This window comes from Flavobacterium gillisiae, from assembly GCF_900107635.1.
Classification (GTDB): domain Bacteria; phylum Bacteroidota; class Bacteroidia; order Flavobacteriales; family Flavobacteriaceae; genus Flavobacterium; species Flavobacterium gillisiae.
Genome location: NZ_FNRD01000007.1, coordinates 131,484 through 147,927 on the forward strand (window position 1 = coordinate 131,484; position 16,444 = coordinate 147,927).

Consider the following 16,444-nt stretch of genomic DNA (forward strand, 5'->3'; position numbering starts at 1 on the left):
ATAAGCAATTAAAAAATCAACAAAATGAACAAAGCCGTATATATAGCAACATCTGAGCATAATAGTGGTAAATCGATTATTACTCTAGGTCTAATGAGTATGCTTATTGGTAAGACAGCTAAAGTGGGCTATTTTCGACCAATAATAGAGGATTTTGAAGATGGTAAATTGGATAATCACATCGAAACCGTAATCTCTCATTTTGGTTTGGATATTGCATTTGAAGATGCTTTTGCAATTACTAAAAGCAAGCTGATTAAAAAGAAAAACAAAGGTAAAATAGGAGAGGTCCTTGATTTGATCATTGATAAATACAAACGACTGGAGGAACAATTTGATTTTGTTTTAGTGGAGGGAACCAGCTTTAGCGGTGAAGGGACAGTTATCGAACTCGATATGAATGTGCTTATCGCTAAAAATCTAGGGATACCAACAATAATTGTGGGTTCAGGTGTAGGCAAAACATTGGAGGAGTTAGTAGACAGTTTATATTTGGCTTATGATTCCTTTAAAGTAAAGGATGTTGAAGTACTTGCAATTATTGCCAATAAAGTGCAACCTGAAAACATTAAATTAGTAACAGATGGTTTGAGAGCGAGTTTACCGAAAGAAATTTTGGTAAATGCTATTCCTATAATTTCCAGTTTGAATAATCCAACAATTAAAGAAATTGTCGATGAACTGGACGCCAAAGTATTATTTGGAGGCGAATTCTTAAATAATGAAATAGGGAATTTTAGTGTTGGCGCCATGCAATTACGCAACTACTTGTTACACCTGAAAGATAAGGCACTAGTGATAACTCCTGGTGACCGTGCTGATATTATCTTGGGTGCATTACAAGCGAATGAATCTGCTAATTACCCAGCTATTTCAGGTATCGTTTTGACTGGTAATATAGTTCCAGATGACAGTATTTTGCTGTTAATCGAAGGATTAACCAGTATTGTTCCTATTATTTCTGTTGAAGGAGGTACCTATAGTATTACCAATAGAATTGGAGATATAAAGGCTAAAATTTATGCTGACAACAAACAAAAAATAGAGACTTCAATAAATACTTTTGAGAAGTATGTAGACTTGGACAGCCTAGCTAAAAAATTAAGTTCTTTTGAAGCAGAAGGGATGACACCTAAAATGTTTCAATACAACCTGGTAAAAAGAGCTAAAAAGCATAGAAAGCATATCGTTTTACCCGAAGGGAATGATGAGCGAATTCTGATTGCTGCCTCGCGATTGTTAACAATGAATGTCGTTGATATTTCTATTCTTGGAAATAAAAAACAAATTGAAAGTAAGGTCGCAGAATTAGGCATTGCTTTTGACTTTTCGAAAGTGAAAATCATCAATCCGATTGAGTCTGAGAATTATGAAGATTATGTAAATACCTATTATGAGCTTCGAAAGAATAAAAATGTGACATTGGGTATGGCCAAAGATTTAATGGAAGACGGTTCTTATTTTGGAACGATGATGGTTTACAAAGGCGATGCAGACGGAATGGTTTCGGGAGCCGCACATACAACGCAACATACGATTTTACCGGCTTTACAATTCATTAAAACCAAGCCAAATACCTGTATCGTTTCTTCCATATTTTTTATGTGTCTGGAAGATCGAGTTTCTGTTTTTGGGGATTGTGCTATTAATCCGAATCCTACCGCAGAACAATTGGCAGAAATCGCTATTTCTTCAGCCGATTCTAGTTTGGCCTTTGGTATAGAGCCAAAAGTAGCTATGTTATCTTATTCTTCTGGAGCATCTGGAAAAGGGGATGAAGTAGACAAAGTGAGAAAAGCGACCGAAATAGTTAGATTGAAACGTCCTGATTTAAAAATTGAAGGACCTATACAATACGATGCTGCTGTGGATATGGAAATAGGACAAAGTAAAATGCCGAATTCAGAGGTGGCGGGACAAGCAAGTGTTCTTATTTTCCCTGATTTAAATACCGGAAATAATACCTATAAAGCAGTTCAAAGAGAAACAGGAGCGTTAGCCATTGGGCCTATGTTACAAGGGTTAAACAAACCTGTAAATGATTTAAGTCGAGGCTGTACTGTAGACGATATTATTAATACGGTAGTAATCACAGCAATTCAAGCACAAGGATTGTAAAATTGTTTCAGGTTTTAAGTTTCAAGTTAAAAAATTAAACACAAACAACCTCCACTCAGTCACCCTCTCCTTCGGAGAGGGCTGGGGAGAGGAAATTTAAATATAAATGAAAATAGTAATTATAAACTCAGGGAGTTCATCAATAAAGTATCAATTAATTGAAATGCCTGCAAGAAATGTGATTTGTAGTGGTATGATTGATAGGATTGGATTAGATTCTTCAAATATCACCTATAAAACAAATACAGATTCTTTAGAAGAAAAGAGGCCTATTCCAAACCATAAGGTTGGATTAGAACGGATTGCGGAATTATTGATGGATAACAATATTGGTGTAATAAAAAGTACCCAAGAGATTGATGTGGTGGGACATCGTGTAGTTCATGGCGGAGCCAGTTTCTCTAATCCGGTACATATTGATTCAGTAGTAAAAGAAAAAATAAAACAGCTTTTTCAATTGGCACCACTCCACAATCCAGCAAATTTAGAAGGAATATATGTAGCAGAAGAGATATTTAAAGGAGCGAAACAAATGGCTGTTTTTGACACCGCGTTTCATCAAACAATTCCGGTTATAGCCCATAAATACGCCATTCCTAATAAATTTATAACTGATAATAATATCAGAGTTTATGGTTTTCACGGAACAAGTCATAAATACGTTTCAGAGAGAGCGGCAGAATACCTAAATAAAAGCGATAAAATTATCACAATTCACTTAGGTAACGGATGTAGTATGACCGCAATAAAAAATGGTGTAAGTATCGACCATAGCTTAGGTTTCGCACCTTCTAACGGACTTATTATGGGTACAAGAAGCGGTGATATAGATCAGTCAATTGTGTTCTATATGGTCAATACACTAGGATATTCGTTAGATGCGGTGAATAATTTGCTATTAAAAGAAAGCGGAATGCTCGGACTTACCGGCTTTAGTGATTTAAGAGATATAGAATCGCAAGCAGAACAAGGAAATAAGGAATGTCAATTAGCATTGGATATGAATGCGTACCGAATTAAGAAATTCATTGGCTCTTACACGGCAGTAATGAATGGTTTAGATGCTATTATTTTTACGGCAGGAATAGGAGAGAATTCATCATACATTAGAAGATTGGTATGTACTGATATGAACTATTATGGACTGGAATTAGATGATGCCAAGAATGAGGTTCGATCAAAGGAAATAAGGGAAATAAACACTCCAAATTCTAAAACTAAAATTATGGTGATTCCAACGAATGAAGAAATTGAGATTGCTAATCAGGTTTACGATCTACTTATGAATTAATAAAATACTTATATTAGAAAAGGCTTCTCTGTTGAGAGGCCTTTTTTATGTCCGATATCGAATAAATGTGATTATATTTGAAATTAATTATACTTCCGTTAAAAATTCTTTGTCTTGAAAAACATTATCATAATAATTATCCTTTTCTTTTTTAAAGCATTACCTATTTATGCCCAGGAGTTACTTCCCTTTGTGGAAAATTATAACAAAGCTAACTATCAGGGTGACAATCAAACCTGGAATGTGGCTCAAGGTAGTGATGATGTAATGTATTTTGCTAACAATCATTATTTGCTGCGTTATGATGGTGTGAAATGGGAAAAAAACATGCTTCCTAATAAAACTATAATTCGTTCAATTTTTGTGGAAGAAGATAAGATTTATTCAGGGTCTTATAAAGAATTCGGGTATTGGATTCGTGAAAATGGGAAAATGAATTATGTGTCAATTTCTAAGGGGAAATCTGTTTTTGACGATAAGGAGAATGAAGAAATATGGAAGATTTTTAAATTTAATAACGAAATTTATTTTCAATCTTTTAATACGATTTACAAATACGATGGACGTAATGTAAAAAAAATAAAATTATCTTTTCTTATTTCGTATTGTTATGTAATTGACAATCAAATTCTAATTGCGTCCGTTAGTAGTGGTATTTATAAGATGGTCAATTCACGTATTGAAAAAGTGAAAGGATGGGATGTTTTAGAAAACAACGTTATTCATGACATCGAAAAATTTCAAAATAAAACGTACTTTTTTACTAAGAAAAATGGTGTTTATGTTGAAGAAAACGGAATCTTAGCACCTTGGAAAAACCCTTTAAATGAAACTTTAAAAACGGCTAACATTAATGTTGCTCATTTCCTGAAAAACAACAAATTAGCTGTAGGAACAGCCAGTAGAGGGATTTTTGTTTTTGATTTTGACAAGAATTCTTATATTAATATTGATCGAAATAATGTGTTGATGAATAATTCTATTTTAAGCATAGGGTTAGACAAAGAAAATGATTTGTGGTTAGGATTAGATAATGGAATCGCCCATATAGAGATTAATTCGCCTAATGCGATTTTTTATGATAATAGTGGTGCTTTAGGGTCCGTGTATTCTGTTGTTAAAACCGACAAAGGTTTTTTGATGGCATCAAATCATGGAGTTTTTAAATATGTTAGTAAAAATTTGTCGTTAATACCAAATTCAGAAGGTCAAGCTTGGATTATCAATAAAATAGGCAATAAGTATATCATAGGGCATAATGAAGGAACTTATATTTATGAGGATGCGATTTTTTCGAAATTAAACAATATCAATGGAGGTTGGAATTTAGTAAAAAGTAATGTGGATAATTCCTATTTGCAAGCTACCTATAGTGGTATTTATGTCTATAAAGACATCAGAAATTCATCGGATCTAATTCAGCTGAAAGGTCTCTTCAAGCCAATAAAGTATGTTGCTCAAAATAAAAAAAATGAAATATGGGCCGCGGATAATTATAGGGGTTTATATAGAATAAGGTACAATGATGCTTTTGAAACCACGAGCGTGGAGAATATTACACAGAAGGGTAAAAAAAATGCTAATGACTTTGGAGTAAAAATATTTGAATTTAGAAATGAAATTCTTTTTTTGATTCACAAAAAATGGTATACGTATAATTCAATTTCGAATCAATTAGTAAAAAATGAATTGTTTAACTCTAATTTTGAAAATACATCTGATATTGTTAAAATAGACGAAGACCATTTTATAGTGTTGCAAGAGGGGTTGTTATATCAGGTTGATGCCAAAGGAAATAATTTTGTTCGAAATTTAATCCAGGAGAAGTATTACAAGGGTAAAATCATCAATGATAATTTAAAAATTTTTAAAGATGGCGATACCTATTTATTGAATCTCGATGACGGGTTTATATCACTTCAATTAAAGAATTCGAAGCCAGTGAGTCCTGAAATAAAGATTGAAGCTTTTAATGAGGAAAATTTGGTTCTCGGTAATTCTAAAATTAATTATAATTCAGAGTTAAAAGTAAATGTAATTTCAGGAATATATGGATCAAACAAACCAACTCTATTTTACAAGATAAATGCGGCAGAAAACTATTCACCGGTAAATGGAGGATTGATTATTTTAAATAATCTAGACAGTGGCAGTCATACCCTTACGATTTACAATCACGATGGCGTACATTTTAATGAAGTTTCAATTTTTAATTTTTATGTTGCACAGCCATGGTTTTTTTCTTTTTGGATGATACTTATGTATGTGGTCTTAATTGCAAGCGTATCATTTGTGTATTACAGATGGAATAAAATGCGTTACATTCAAAAACTCGAACTACGAGAAGAAGAATTGAAACACCAGAAGAAAATTTTAGAAATTGAATTAAAGGCGGAAAATGAATTGAACAGTCAAGAATATGAAAAACACATTTTAGAACTGGAGTTGCAATCTAAATCGTCTGAGGTAACTGGTAAATCGCTGTCCATCGCTAAGCAAAGTGAAATGATAGAAAGTATCCAAGGAATTTTAGATTCGGAAACTGATCTAAACAAACTAAAGAGTGAAATAAATAAGACTATAAAAATCAATGCGATCAATAAGCATGAGTGGGAGACTTTTGAAACCAATTTGAATCAAATCCACAACGAATTTATAATTACACTTTCCAAGAAGTTTCCAAATCTTACTCCCAAGGATATTAAGTTGTGTATCTATTTAAAGATGAACCTTACTTCAAAAGAAATTGCACCAATGATGAATATTTCTTTCCGCGGTGTTGAATTACATCGCTATAGGTTAAGAAAGAAATTACAGCTTGTACAGGATGATAATCTTTCTAAGTTTTTGTTATCAATATAAAAACTAATCAATTTTTACATAAAATATATTTTTTAGGGTAATTTTTAACAGAATTGCAATACATCATTACTACATCATAGTGATGTAATGTAACGCCTTGTTACCACTCTTAATGCCTTTAAAAGATTGATTTATATAAGAACTCTGCTGCTGTGATGTATCTATGTAGTAATTCAGATATTGTTACTATAACGTTGTAATTAGCTAATTTGGCACCACTAACTTTAACAAATTATTAATACATGAGAAATTTTATATTTGGCTTTTTAGCACTCATTCTACTTCCGGCATATATGTCTGGTCAAGTAATTAAAGGAAAAGTATTGGATAAAGAGGGTTTGGGAATACCGGGAGCAATAATTATTGCTGTTGATTCAAATACCAATACTGATACTGATTTTGACGGGAATTTTAGTATCAACGCTAAAAGCGGGGAGTTACTAAAAATTTCAATGATTGGTTTTGAAACTTTAAGCGTAGGGGCTAAAACTACTCCTATGGTAATAACGATGCAAGTTTCAAAGAGTATGCAATTAGATGAAATTGTTGTTATCGGTTACGGTAGCGCAAAAAAGAGAGATTTAACAGGTTCTATTGTTAAAATAGAAGGTAAAACAGTAGCTGACAAACCTAATGCAAATCCAGTTGCCTCTTTACAAGGTAAGGTTGCAGGGTTATCTGTGGTTAACTCTGGTAGACCAGGGCAGGAACCAGATATTCGTATACGTGGTACTGTAAGTCGTAACCAGACTAAACCGTTGTATGTAGTTGATGGAATTTTTAGTACTGATATTAGCTATATCAATTCTAATGACATCGAGTCTATAGAAATTCTAAAAGACCCTTCTTCATTAGCGATTTTTGGAGTTAGAGGTGCTAATGGTGTTATTCTTGTTTCAACAAAGCAAGGTAAAGCAGGCAAAATGAGCATCAACTTCAACACTTCTACAGGAGTTAAAAGTATTGTAGGTAAACCAAAAGTTGCTAATGCAGCACTATTTAAAGAATTGTATGATGAGCAAAGAGTAAACGATGGTGCTGCTCCTTATGCTTATTACAATTTATTTAATGGTGATACAGATTGGATTAACCAATTAGAGAATAAAGGTGCTATAGTACAAAATACTAACCTAAGTATTCAAAGCGCTACTGACAATAATAAGTTAAGTTTAGGCTTCGGGTATTTAAAAGAAGAAGGTGTTATTCGTAATGAAAATTTACAAAAAATCACCTTTAATGTAAATGACGAGATTAAGGTTTCGGATAAATTAAAATTTGGAATAGGATTAAATGGAATAAAATCTAAACTACCTGTTGGTAATAGCTTTGGTTCGGCATTAAATGCAACTCCTATTGTTAATCCTTACAACGCAGATGGTGTTTATAATCAACTTCCAGTTCAAATTGGAGGGGCGCAAATTGGAAATCCTTTGATTCCAATTAACGAAGAGTCTGATACAAAGATTAATAATCAATTTAGATTTGTAGGTAATGTATATGGAGAATTAAAATTATTAAAAGACTTTACTTTTAGAATTGGATATTCAGGGGATATGGATATTAGAAAAGGAAGAAGTTATGTACCATTAATTGATGTATTTGCTGCTGAAAGCGATCAAGTTACACCGTATTCTGGTAGAACTTTGACAAGCGTGTCACAATACAATACAACTGTTCAAAATTTCCAACAAGATTATTTATTAACGTATAATAAAAAATTTGGAGATCATAGTTTAACACTTTTAGCTGGTTACAATTCTTTTCAAGAATATTTAGAAAGTATCAGTGGTTCTGTGAATCAAAATATAGGAGGAGAGCCGATACCAAATGATTCTAGATGGTGGTATTTAAATGTATTTCCTTACGGAGATCAAGCTACAAGGGTGTCAAATTCTGAGCAATGGGAAAGAGCAACAACTTCTACTTTATTTCGTGCTTTATATAATTACAAAGGAAAATATATCGTAAATGGATCTTTTAGAAGAGATTCTTCTTCGGAATTGCCTAAAGACACTAGAGATCAAAACTTCTGGTCTATAGGTGCTGCATGGGAATTAGGTAAAGAAAAATTCATGGAGAATAGCGGGATTAACTCTTTGAAAATTAAAGGTTCTTATGGAGAACTTGGAAATCAATATAATGCGGTTCATTATCCGTATTTACCCAATTATACTACCGGTGCATCAGCAGTATTTGGCTCTACTTTAGTACCTGCTTTTGTCTTGGCATATAGAAATACAGACAATTTAAAATGGGAAACGGTAACGTCTTATGAAGGTGGTTTTGAATTAACTACTTTTAAGGATCGTTTAAGGTTTGATGCTACTTATTACAATAAAACCACTAAAGATTTATTGGTTTTTGTTACGCAAGGAAACGAAAATTTTTATACAAATGCGGGTGAAATTGAAAATAAAGGTTTTGAATTTTCTACATCTTGGGATGAAAAAATTTCAGATAAATTCTCTTATTCTATTAGCGGAAACTTAACTACGCTTAACAACAAAGTTAATTCAGTTTTCGAACCTGGATATGAAATCTTTTCAGGTCCAACTCGTACAAGTGCAGGTAATCCTATAGGTTCATTCTACGGATATGAAGTGGAGGGAATATACCAATCTTATGCTGATGTTTTATCTTCACCTGTTAGTACCTTAGGAAGTTATGGTCCTGGTGATTTTAAATATAAAGATGTTAACGGTGATGGAACTATTACTACTGATGATAGAAAGGTAATTGGAAATCCTACACCAGACTTTACTTATGGTTTTAGCACTAGCGTAAACTATGCTAAATTTTCATTAGCTATTGATTTGCAAGGAGTGTATGGAAATGAAGTATGGAGAAACTGGGGTAACGGAAGTACTTTTGCTCAATTCAACTATAGAGAAGCGAGAGAAGACAGATGGACTGGTGCTGGAACTTCAAATTGGGAGCCAAGATTATCTGAAGCTTCTGGATATAACAAATTAAATTCTACTTATAATGTAGAAGACGGTAGTTATATTAGAATTAGAAATGTACAATTGGCCTACAACTTTAAACCGTTTAGTGCACAAAACATTACTTTTCAAAGTATGAAACTGTTCTTAAATGCTCAAAATTTACATACTTGGAAACACAATTCGGGTTTCACTCCTGAAGCAGGTGGATCTCCTATTGAGTTTAGTATTGATAACGGAGGATATCCTTTACCTGTAATAACAAGCATAGGTTTTAGTGCAACATTTTAATAAAATTAAAAATTTAAGATATGAAATATATTTCATTACGAATTAAGTATTCATTATTTGCAATACTTATTTTAATATCCTTTTCTTCATGTACGGATTTAGACACTAAGCCTTTAGGGACAGCAGTTGATGGAGATTTAAGTGCTGGAGGATTCGAAGCTCAAGCATTTGGATTATATGGACAACTTCGAACTTCGGCAGTTTCAGACTGGACGAGATATTGGTTTCAATGTATTCGTTCCGACGATGCAGCCAAAGGAAGTTCTCCTACTGATCAAGCCGAACAAGCCAACTCGTTTGACAATTTTAATTATTCAAAAACATCTTTTCTAAACGGAAACAACTGGAATGACCACTACAAAGTGATTTATGCCTGTAATGATTTGATTGATGCAATTGAAAAATCAGGTTTGACTGATAATGGTACAATGGTTAATAAAGCAGAAGCTAAAGTACTAAGAGCGTTTTTGTATTTTGATTTAAGAAGAGATTATGGCGAAGTGCCTTTGATTGAAAGTAAAGTTATAGTTCCTTCTGATGCGGTTAAAGCAAAATCTACTGTTGCGCAAGTTGATGCATTCATCAAAGCGGATTTAGAATTTGCTAGCCAAACGCTACCAGCGAGCTGGTTGTCTTTTCCAGGTAGAGCGACAAAAGGTTTTGCAAATGCTATGCTAGCAAAACTGTATTTATATCAAGGGAATTATGCAGCTTCTTTGGCAAAAAGTCAAGAAATTATAACTTCAGGAGTATATAATTTAGAACCATCATACAAGACATTATTCTCCATTGATGGTAATAACTCAAAAGAATCTGTTTTTGAAGTTCAGCAATTGGTTATTTCAACTGGACAAAGTTTTTCAAATAACTATTTTGTTTCGCAAGGAGTTAGAGGTTCAGGAGTTTGGGATTTAGGTTGGGGCTTTAATGTTCCTACTCCCGCATTAGTTAGTGCTTTTGAAACTGGTGATCCTAGAAAAGGGGAAACTATTTTGACTTCAGGTCAAGATGATGGTGGTTATGGAAGTGGAACTTTACCAGCTGCTCCACCATTAGATCAAATGTATTGGAATAAAAAAGCATATACCGAGGCTAGTGTAAGAGCTAAGTTAGGACTAAAACAAAACACTTGGGAAAACATCAAAATAATTAGATATGCTGATGTCCTTTTAATGGCTGCTGAAGCGGCTGTTCAAACAGGTAATGCTTCGGCAACTGGTTATTTGAATCAAGTGAGAGCAAGAGCAAGAGGCGGTGCAAATGTGCTTCCAAATGTGGTTGCAACTTTAGCAACTATCAAGCAAGAAAGAAGAGTTGAATTTGGGATGGAAAACGAACGTTTTTATGATTTAGTTCGTTGGGGTGACGCTCCAGCAGTTTTAGGAGGTTTAGGTTACCAACCTAAAAATGCTTTGTATCCAATTCCACAAACTGCTATTGATCAAGCACAAGGTGTTTTAATTCAAAACCCAAACTATTAATTTCAATTATTAAAAAAATAGTAATTATGAAAATACATATTCATTTTATTAAAAAAATCACTTTTGCAGTTGCGGCTGCAACGGTGCTGTTCAGTTGTCAAGAAATGGACAGGCCTGAATTAGGAAATTATCCTCAGGATGTTAATGCTGTAGGAGGACCTTTAAAATTTTATGTTCCTTTTGACGATACAGCTACTGATCCGTTAAAATTTGCCGTTGATAATATTAGAGCAAAATTTCCAACTGATAATCCATTAACAGCTACAGAGGGTATTTCTGGTAAGGGTGTAAAAGGAGGAATTCCAAAAAAGTTCATTGCTTATCCTTCTGCTAATGATTTTGCAGTAACGGCATCAAGTATGACTGTTGCATTCTGGTCTAAACATGGAGTGCCAACTCAAACTGAATTTGCTTTTGCTTTAACCAGTGATAACTGGGCTAAAGCATCTATGTTTGGATTATTTGAGGGAAGCGCAACTAATGCGGTTATTAAATTATTTGTAGACGAACAAGGTACCGGTGATCATTGGTTCGAATGGGTAGGTGTTCCAGGTACTGCAGTAATATTTGATAATCAATGGCATCATTTAGCTTTTGTGTACGACCAAGCCTCTTCGGTAATGACTTTTTATATTGATGGTGTTGCAAAGGGAACAAATACGTGGGCTAATCATGGGCCGATAAAATTTAATACCAGCAAAATTAATGGTTTTAGGTTAGGTGGTTCTGGAAACCCAGAAGAAGGCTGGATGAACTCTTGGAGTGGATCTATAGATAATTTTAGATTATACAATATTCCACTTACCAATGCAGAGGTAACTACTTTGTTTACTGAAAAAAAATAATGCACATAAGCTTGTTATAGTTCAAGCTATAACAAGCTTTTTTCATAGGATTAATAGACTGGCTTATAATTTTAAATAAAGTTTATTTCTAAATAATATATGTCCAATACGAACCTAGAATTGCAATATTTATATTGTGATATAGATGGATTTGGCTTAATTTTTAAATTACAAAAATGAAAAACATTGCAGTATTACTTCTAATTATATTGGCTGTAAGTTGTGATTCATCATCAAAAACACAACAAGCAACATCCGAGGATGTACCTACTAATCCAGTTCCTGTTACGGAAAAAATCTCTAATGAAGAGCTTATAGAACTGGTACAAAAACAGACTTTTAGCTATTTTTGGACTTATGCGCAATCCGATTCTGGAATGGCAAGAGAGCGTTATATTCCAGCCAATCCTTTTTTTGAACAAAATATAGTTACTACTGGTGGATCCGGTTTTGGTTTAATGAGTTTAGTATCAGGAATGTCTCGTGGATATATCACAAGAGAAGAAGGAGTGCAAAGACTGAGTAAGATTGCTGATTTTTTAGAAAAGGCTGATCGATTTCATGGCGCTTGGCCACATTGGATCGATGGAACTACAGGAAAAGTAATTCCTTTTGGTACGAAGGATAATGGAGGTGATCTAGTGGAAACTTCTTTTTTAGTGGCAGGGATGATAACAGTTAGAGAATACCTTAAAGAAGGAACTGCTGAGGAGAAGGCAGTTGGTCAAAAATTTGATCAATTATGGAAAGGCGTGGACTGGCAATGGTATACTAATAATCAAAATAAATTATACTGGCATTGGTCGCCTACTTATGACTGGCAAATGAATTTTCCATTAGAAGGTTATAATGAATGCTTAATTACTTATGTATTGGCAGCAGCCTCACCTACACATACTATAGATGCAAAAGCCTACCACGAAGGATGGGCAAGAAATGGCGCGATAGTATCTTCTAATAAAAAGTATGATTTACCGCTAATTTTAAAACATAATGGTGCTCAAGAATATGGTGGACCTTTATTCTGGGCTCATTATTCCTATCTAGGTTTAGATCCGAATCAGTTAACTGATCAGTATGCTAATTATTGGGATTTAAATTTAAATCAAACAAAAATTAATTATTTGCATTGTGTAGAAAATCCGTTTGCTTACAAAGGATATGGTGCTAATTACTGGGGATTGACAGCTTCTTATTCTAGAAATAACGACGGAAGTGTAGGGTATGATGCACATATGCCAAGTAATGATAAAGGAGTTATTTCTCCAACAGCTGCAGTTAGCTCAATAGTATATACTCCGACAGAATCAATAGCGCTTATGCGAAATCTATATGAGAATTATAAGTCGGATGTTTGGGGTGTTGCAGGTTTTTACGATGCACATAGTATACATAATAATTGGACAGCTCAACGGTATTTAGCTATCGATCAAGGTCCGGAAGTGGTTATGTTAGAAAACTATCGTACAGGATTACTATGGAAATTATTTATGAATGCTCCAGAAGTTAAACAAGGACTAATAAAACTTGGATTTCATTCGGGGAAATATGGATTTTAAGAAAGCCTACACATTAAATATAAAAACTTTAGATATGAAAAAAACTATTCTTTTTCTGTTTTTAATAATAACAGTATGCTCCAATGCTCAAACAGATGTCACAGGAAAAATAAAAACGGAAAGCGTAGTAAAGCACGAATTGAATTATGCTTTGCACCGTCCTGCAAATACGAAAGAAAAGAAACCACTGATTATTTTTTTACATGGTTCTGGTGAAAAAGGAACTGATATTGAATTAGTGAAAGTGCATGGTCCTTTCAAATATTTAAAGACAAATGAACTAGATGCTTTTGTTTTGGCTCCACAATGTCCAGATAATGAATATTGGGATTCTGAAGTATTGTACCAATTGATTTTAAAAATTCAAAAAGAGAACAATGTTGATCCCAACAGAATTTACTTGACAGGATTAAGTATGGGAGGCTGGGGAGCATGGAATTTAGCATTTGCACATCCGGAGATGTTTGCAGCTTTAGTACCTATTGCTGGATTTGTAGATCGTGTTCCAATGATTGAAAACTGCAAAATTGGAGCTATTCCTACGAAGATCTTCCACGGTTTAGTAGATGATGTGGTTAATGTAGACTATTCTATTACCATTTATAAACGATTAAAGAAATGCAATCCTAATATCTCACTAACCATTTTTGATGATGCAGGTCACGATAGCTGGACTCGAGTGTATGATAACAAAGAAATTTACGATTGGATGTTCCAACAAACAAAAAAACAACAAAATGAATAACAAATTAATTATAGTGCTTTTTTGTTTTTCTCTATTTGGCTACAGCCAAAAAAAGGCAACAAAAAAAGCAGTTACGATCAAACCTAAAACCGAGTTTGTTGCTGATTTAATGGCAAAAATGACCTTGGATGAAAAGATTGGACAGTTAAACTTACCTACTTCGGGAGATATAACTACTGGGGCTGGTAATAGTTCTAACGTAGCCAAAAATATAGAAGAAGGGAAAGTAGGCGGACTTTTTAATATTAAGTCGGCTGAGAAGATTAGAGAAGTACAGAAGATTGCCGTTGAAAAAAGCCGATTGAAAATTCCATTGCTTTTTGGTATGGATGTAATTCACGGTTATGAAACTACATTTCCTATTCCGCTTGGATTATCTTGTACTTGGGATATGAAATTAATTGAGCGCAGTGCACAAATTGCAGCTCAAGAAGCTAGTGCCGATGGAATCAATTGGACATTTTCGCCAATGGTTGATATTTCTCGTGATCCACGTTGGGGAAGAGTTTCTGAAGGATCTGGTGAAGATGCTTATTTAGGGAGCCAAATTGCAAAAGCAATGGTCAACGGCTACCAACAAGATGATCTTTCAAAAAACAATTCTATTTTATCCTGTGTAAAACATTTTGCATTGTATGGTGCGTCAGAAGCAGGTCGCGATTACAATACCGTGGATATGAGTAGAATAAAAATGTACAATGATTATTTTCCTCCCTATAAAGCCGCTGTTGATGCTGGTGCAGGTTCTGTAATGGCTTCTTTCAATGAAGTTGATGGAATTCCAGCAACTGGAAATAAATGGTTAATGACAGAGGTATTAAGAAACCAATGGGGTTTTAAAGGTTTTGTGGTAACAGATTATACAGGAATTCCTGAAATGATAGCACATGGAATGGGAGATCTACAGGCGGTATCTGCTTTAGCATTAAACGCCGGAATCGAAATGGATATGGTAGGTGAAGGCTATCTAACGACTTTGAAAAAATCTTTAGAAGAAAATAAAGTAAGTATGACACAGATAGATAATGCTGTTAAACTTATTTTAAACGCTAAATATGACTTAGGTTTATTCCAAGATCCTTATAAATATTGTGATGTAAAAAGAGCCAAAAATGAAGTTTTTACAACGTCAAATAGATTAGAAGCGAGAGAAATCGCATCACAATCTTTAGTGTTACTTAAAAACGAAAAGCAATTATTGCCTTTAAAAAAATCAGGAACAATTGCAGTTATCGGACCATTGGCTGATGCTAAAGAAAATATGGCGGGAACTTGGAGTGTAGCTACAAACATGGATAAATCCATTTCGCTTATTGCAGGAATTAAAGAAGTTGCGGCAACTGCAAATGTGCTTTACGCCAAAGGTAGTAATCTAGATTATGATGCTGCTTTTGAAGAAAAAGCGACTATGTTCGGGAAAACATTGCATCGTGATGCTAGGACTTCTGCGGACTTATTAGCTGAAGCCTTAAAAATTGCGAATCAATCAGATGTAATTGTAGCAGCACTTGGTGAATCTGCAGAGATGAGTGGGGAAAGCAGCAGCAGAACTAATCTGGAAATACCGCAAGCACAAAAAGATTTATTGCAAGCATTATTAAAAACGGGAAAACCGGTTGTATTGGTTTTATTTACTGGGCGTCCTTTAGTTTTAGTACAAGAAAATGAAACGGTACCCGCAATTTTGAATACTTGGTTTGCAGGTAGCGAAGCAGGTAGTGCAATAGCGGATGTTTTATTTGGTATTGAAAACCCTTCCGGAAAATTGACGACTACTTTTCCTCGAAGTGTAGGACAAGTACCTATTTATTATAGCCATAAAAATACAGGAAGACCATTAGGTAATAAAGAAGGAAACTTTGAAAAATTCAAGTCTAACTATATAGATGAGAGAAATGAACCTTTATATCCTTTTGGTTTTGGATTGAGTTACACCACATTTGAGTATTCAAATTTGAAAACTTCTTCTGAGAAGATGAATTCTAATGAAAAAATAAATGTTAGTGTTGATATTACAAATACTGGAAATTTTGACGGAAAAGAAGTCGTTCAACTGTATCTAAGAGACGTAGTAGGATCTATAACTAGACCTTTAAAAGAGTTAAAAGGATTTCAGAAAATTGCGCTAAAAAAAGGAGAGAAAAAGACAGTGACTTTTGAGATTTCTATTGAAGAATTGAAGTTTTATAATTCTGATTTGGAATTTGTCGCTGAGGATGGACAATTTGAAGTTTACATAGGCGGAAGTTCTAATACAGATAATAAAGTTGGTTTTGAGTTGAATAAATAGTTTGGTTTTTATTTTAACTT

At 33.9% G+C, this 16,444-nt stretch carries 9 protein-coding genes; all 9 read left to right on the forward strand.

Annotated elements, in window-relative coordinates:
- Positions 1-24: 24 nt before the first annotated feature.
- The 9 genes from pta to bglX all read left to right on the forward strand — a co-directional run bounded on the left by pta (position 25) and on the right by bglX (position 16,424).
- Positions 25-2,118, forward strand: coding sequence for a phosphate acetyltransferase (gene pta, locus BLV35_RS11070; RefSeq protein ID WP_091089665.1), 2,094 nt, complete (start codon positions 25-27; stop codon positions 2,116-2,118).
- A 106-nt stretch (positions 2,119-2,224) separates the two neighbouring features.
- Positions 2,225-3,409: an acetate/propionate family kinase gene (locus tag BLV35_RS11075; protein ID WP_091089669.1), complete on the forward strand. Its 1,185-nt coding sequence runs from the start codon at positions 2,225-2,227 to the stop codon at positions 3,407-3,409.
- A 114-nt stretch (positions 3,410-3,523) separates the two neighbouring features.
- Complete coding sequence (locus tag BLV35_RS11080; protein WP_091089676.1) at positions 3,524-6,271, forward strand: helix-turn-helix and ligand-binding sensor domain-containing protein; 2,748 nt, start codon at positions 3,524-3,526, stop codon at positions 6,269-6,271.
- A gap of 242 nt (positions 6,272-6,513) precedes the next feature.
- On the forward strand, positions 6,514-9,504 hold the full coding sequence (locus BLV35_RS11085) for a SusC/RagA family TonB-linked outer membrane protein (protein WP_091089680.1): 2,991 nt from the start codon (positions 6,514-6,516) through the stop codon (positions 9,502-9,504).
- 20 nt (positions 9,505-9,524) lie between these two features.
- Positions 9,525-10,985 carry a RagB/SusD family nutrient uptake outer membrane protein gene (locus BLV35_RS11090; protein ID WP_091089684.1) on the forward strand — a complete coding sequence of 487 codons (1,461 nt, stop codon included), beginning with the start codon at positions 9,525-9,527 and terminating at the stop codon, positions 10,983-10,985.
- 26 nt (positions 10,986-11,011) lie between these two features.
- Positions 11,012-11,830 (forward strand): LamG domain-containing protein, encoded by an 819-nt coding sequence (locus tag BLV35_RS11095; RefSeq protein ID WP_091089687.1) that lies wholly within the window; start codon positions 11,012-11,014, stop codon positions 11,828-11,830.
- Between the two features lie 176 nt (positions 11,831-12,006).
- The gene (locus BLV35_RS11100; RefSeq protein ID WP_091089691.1) at positions 12,007-13,389 is read left to right on the forward strand and encodes a glucoamylase family protein; all 1,383 of its coding nucleotides are present in this window, start codon (positions 12,007-12,009) and stop codon (positions 13,387-13,389) included.
- 34 nt (positions 13,390-13,423) lie between these two features.
- Complete coding sequence (locus BLV35_RS11105; RefSeq protein WP_091090075.1) at positions 13,424-14,134, forward strand: carboxylesterase family protein; 711 nt, start codon at positions 13,424-13,426, stop codon at positions 14,132-14,134.
- Complete coding sequence (gene bglX / locus BLV35_RS11110; RefSeq protein WP_091090079.1) at positions 14,127-16,424, forward strand: beta-glucosidase BglX; 2,298 nt, start codon at positions 14,127-14,129, stop codon at positions 16,422-16,424. The genes BLV35_RS11105 and bglX overlap by 8 nt, the downstream gene beginning before the upstream one ends.
- Positions 16,425-16,444 lie beyond the last annotated feature (20 nt).

Bases quoted from the DNA above. Each gene is read 5' to 3' on its own strand.
- BLV35_RS11090 (WP_091089684.1), top strand. From the start codon at position 9,525: ATGAAATATATTTCATTACGAATTAAGTATTCATTATTTGCAATACTT.
- BLV35_RS11075 (WP_091089669.1), top strand. From the start codon at position 2,225: ATGAAAATAGTAATTATAAACTCAGGGAGTTCATCAATAAAGTATCAA.
- BLV35_RS11105 (WP_091090075.1), top strand. From the start codon at position 13,424: ATGAAAAAAACTATTCTTTTTCTGTTTTTAATAATAACAGTATGCTCC.
- BLV35_RS11095 (WP_091089687.1), top strand. From the start codon at position 11,012: ATGAAAATACATATTCATTTTATTAAAAAAATCACTTTTGCAGTTGCG.
- bglX (WP_091090079.1), top strand. From the start codon at position 14,127: ATGAATAACAAATTAATTATAGTGCTTTTTTGTTTTTCTCTATTTGGC.
- pta (WP_091089665.1), top strand. From the start codon at position 25: ATGAACAAAGCCGTATATATAGCAACATCTGAGCATAATAGTGGTAAA.
- BLV35_RS11085 (WP_091089680.1), top strand. From the start codon at position 6,514: ATGAGAAATTTTATATTTGGCTTTTTAGCACTCATTCTACTTCCGGCA.
- BLV35_RS11100 (WP_091089691.1), top strand. From the start codon at position 12,007: ATGAAAAACATTGCAGTATTACTTCTAATTATATTGGCTGTAAGTTGT.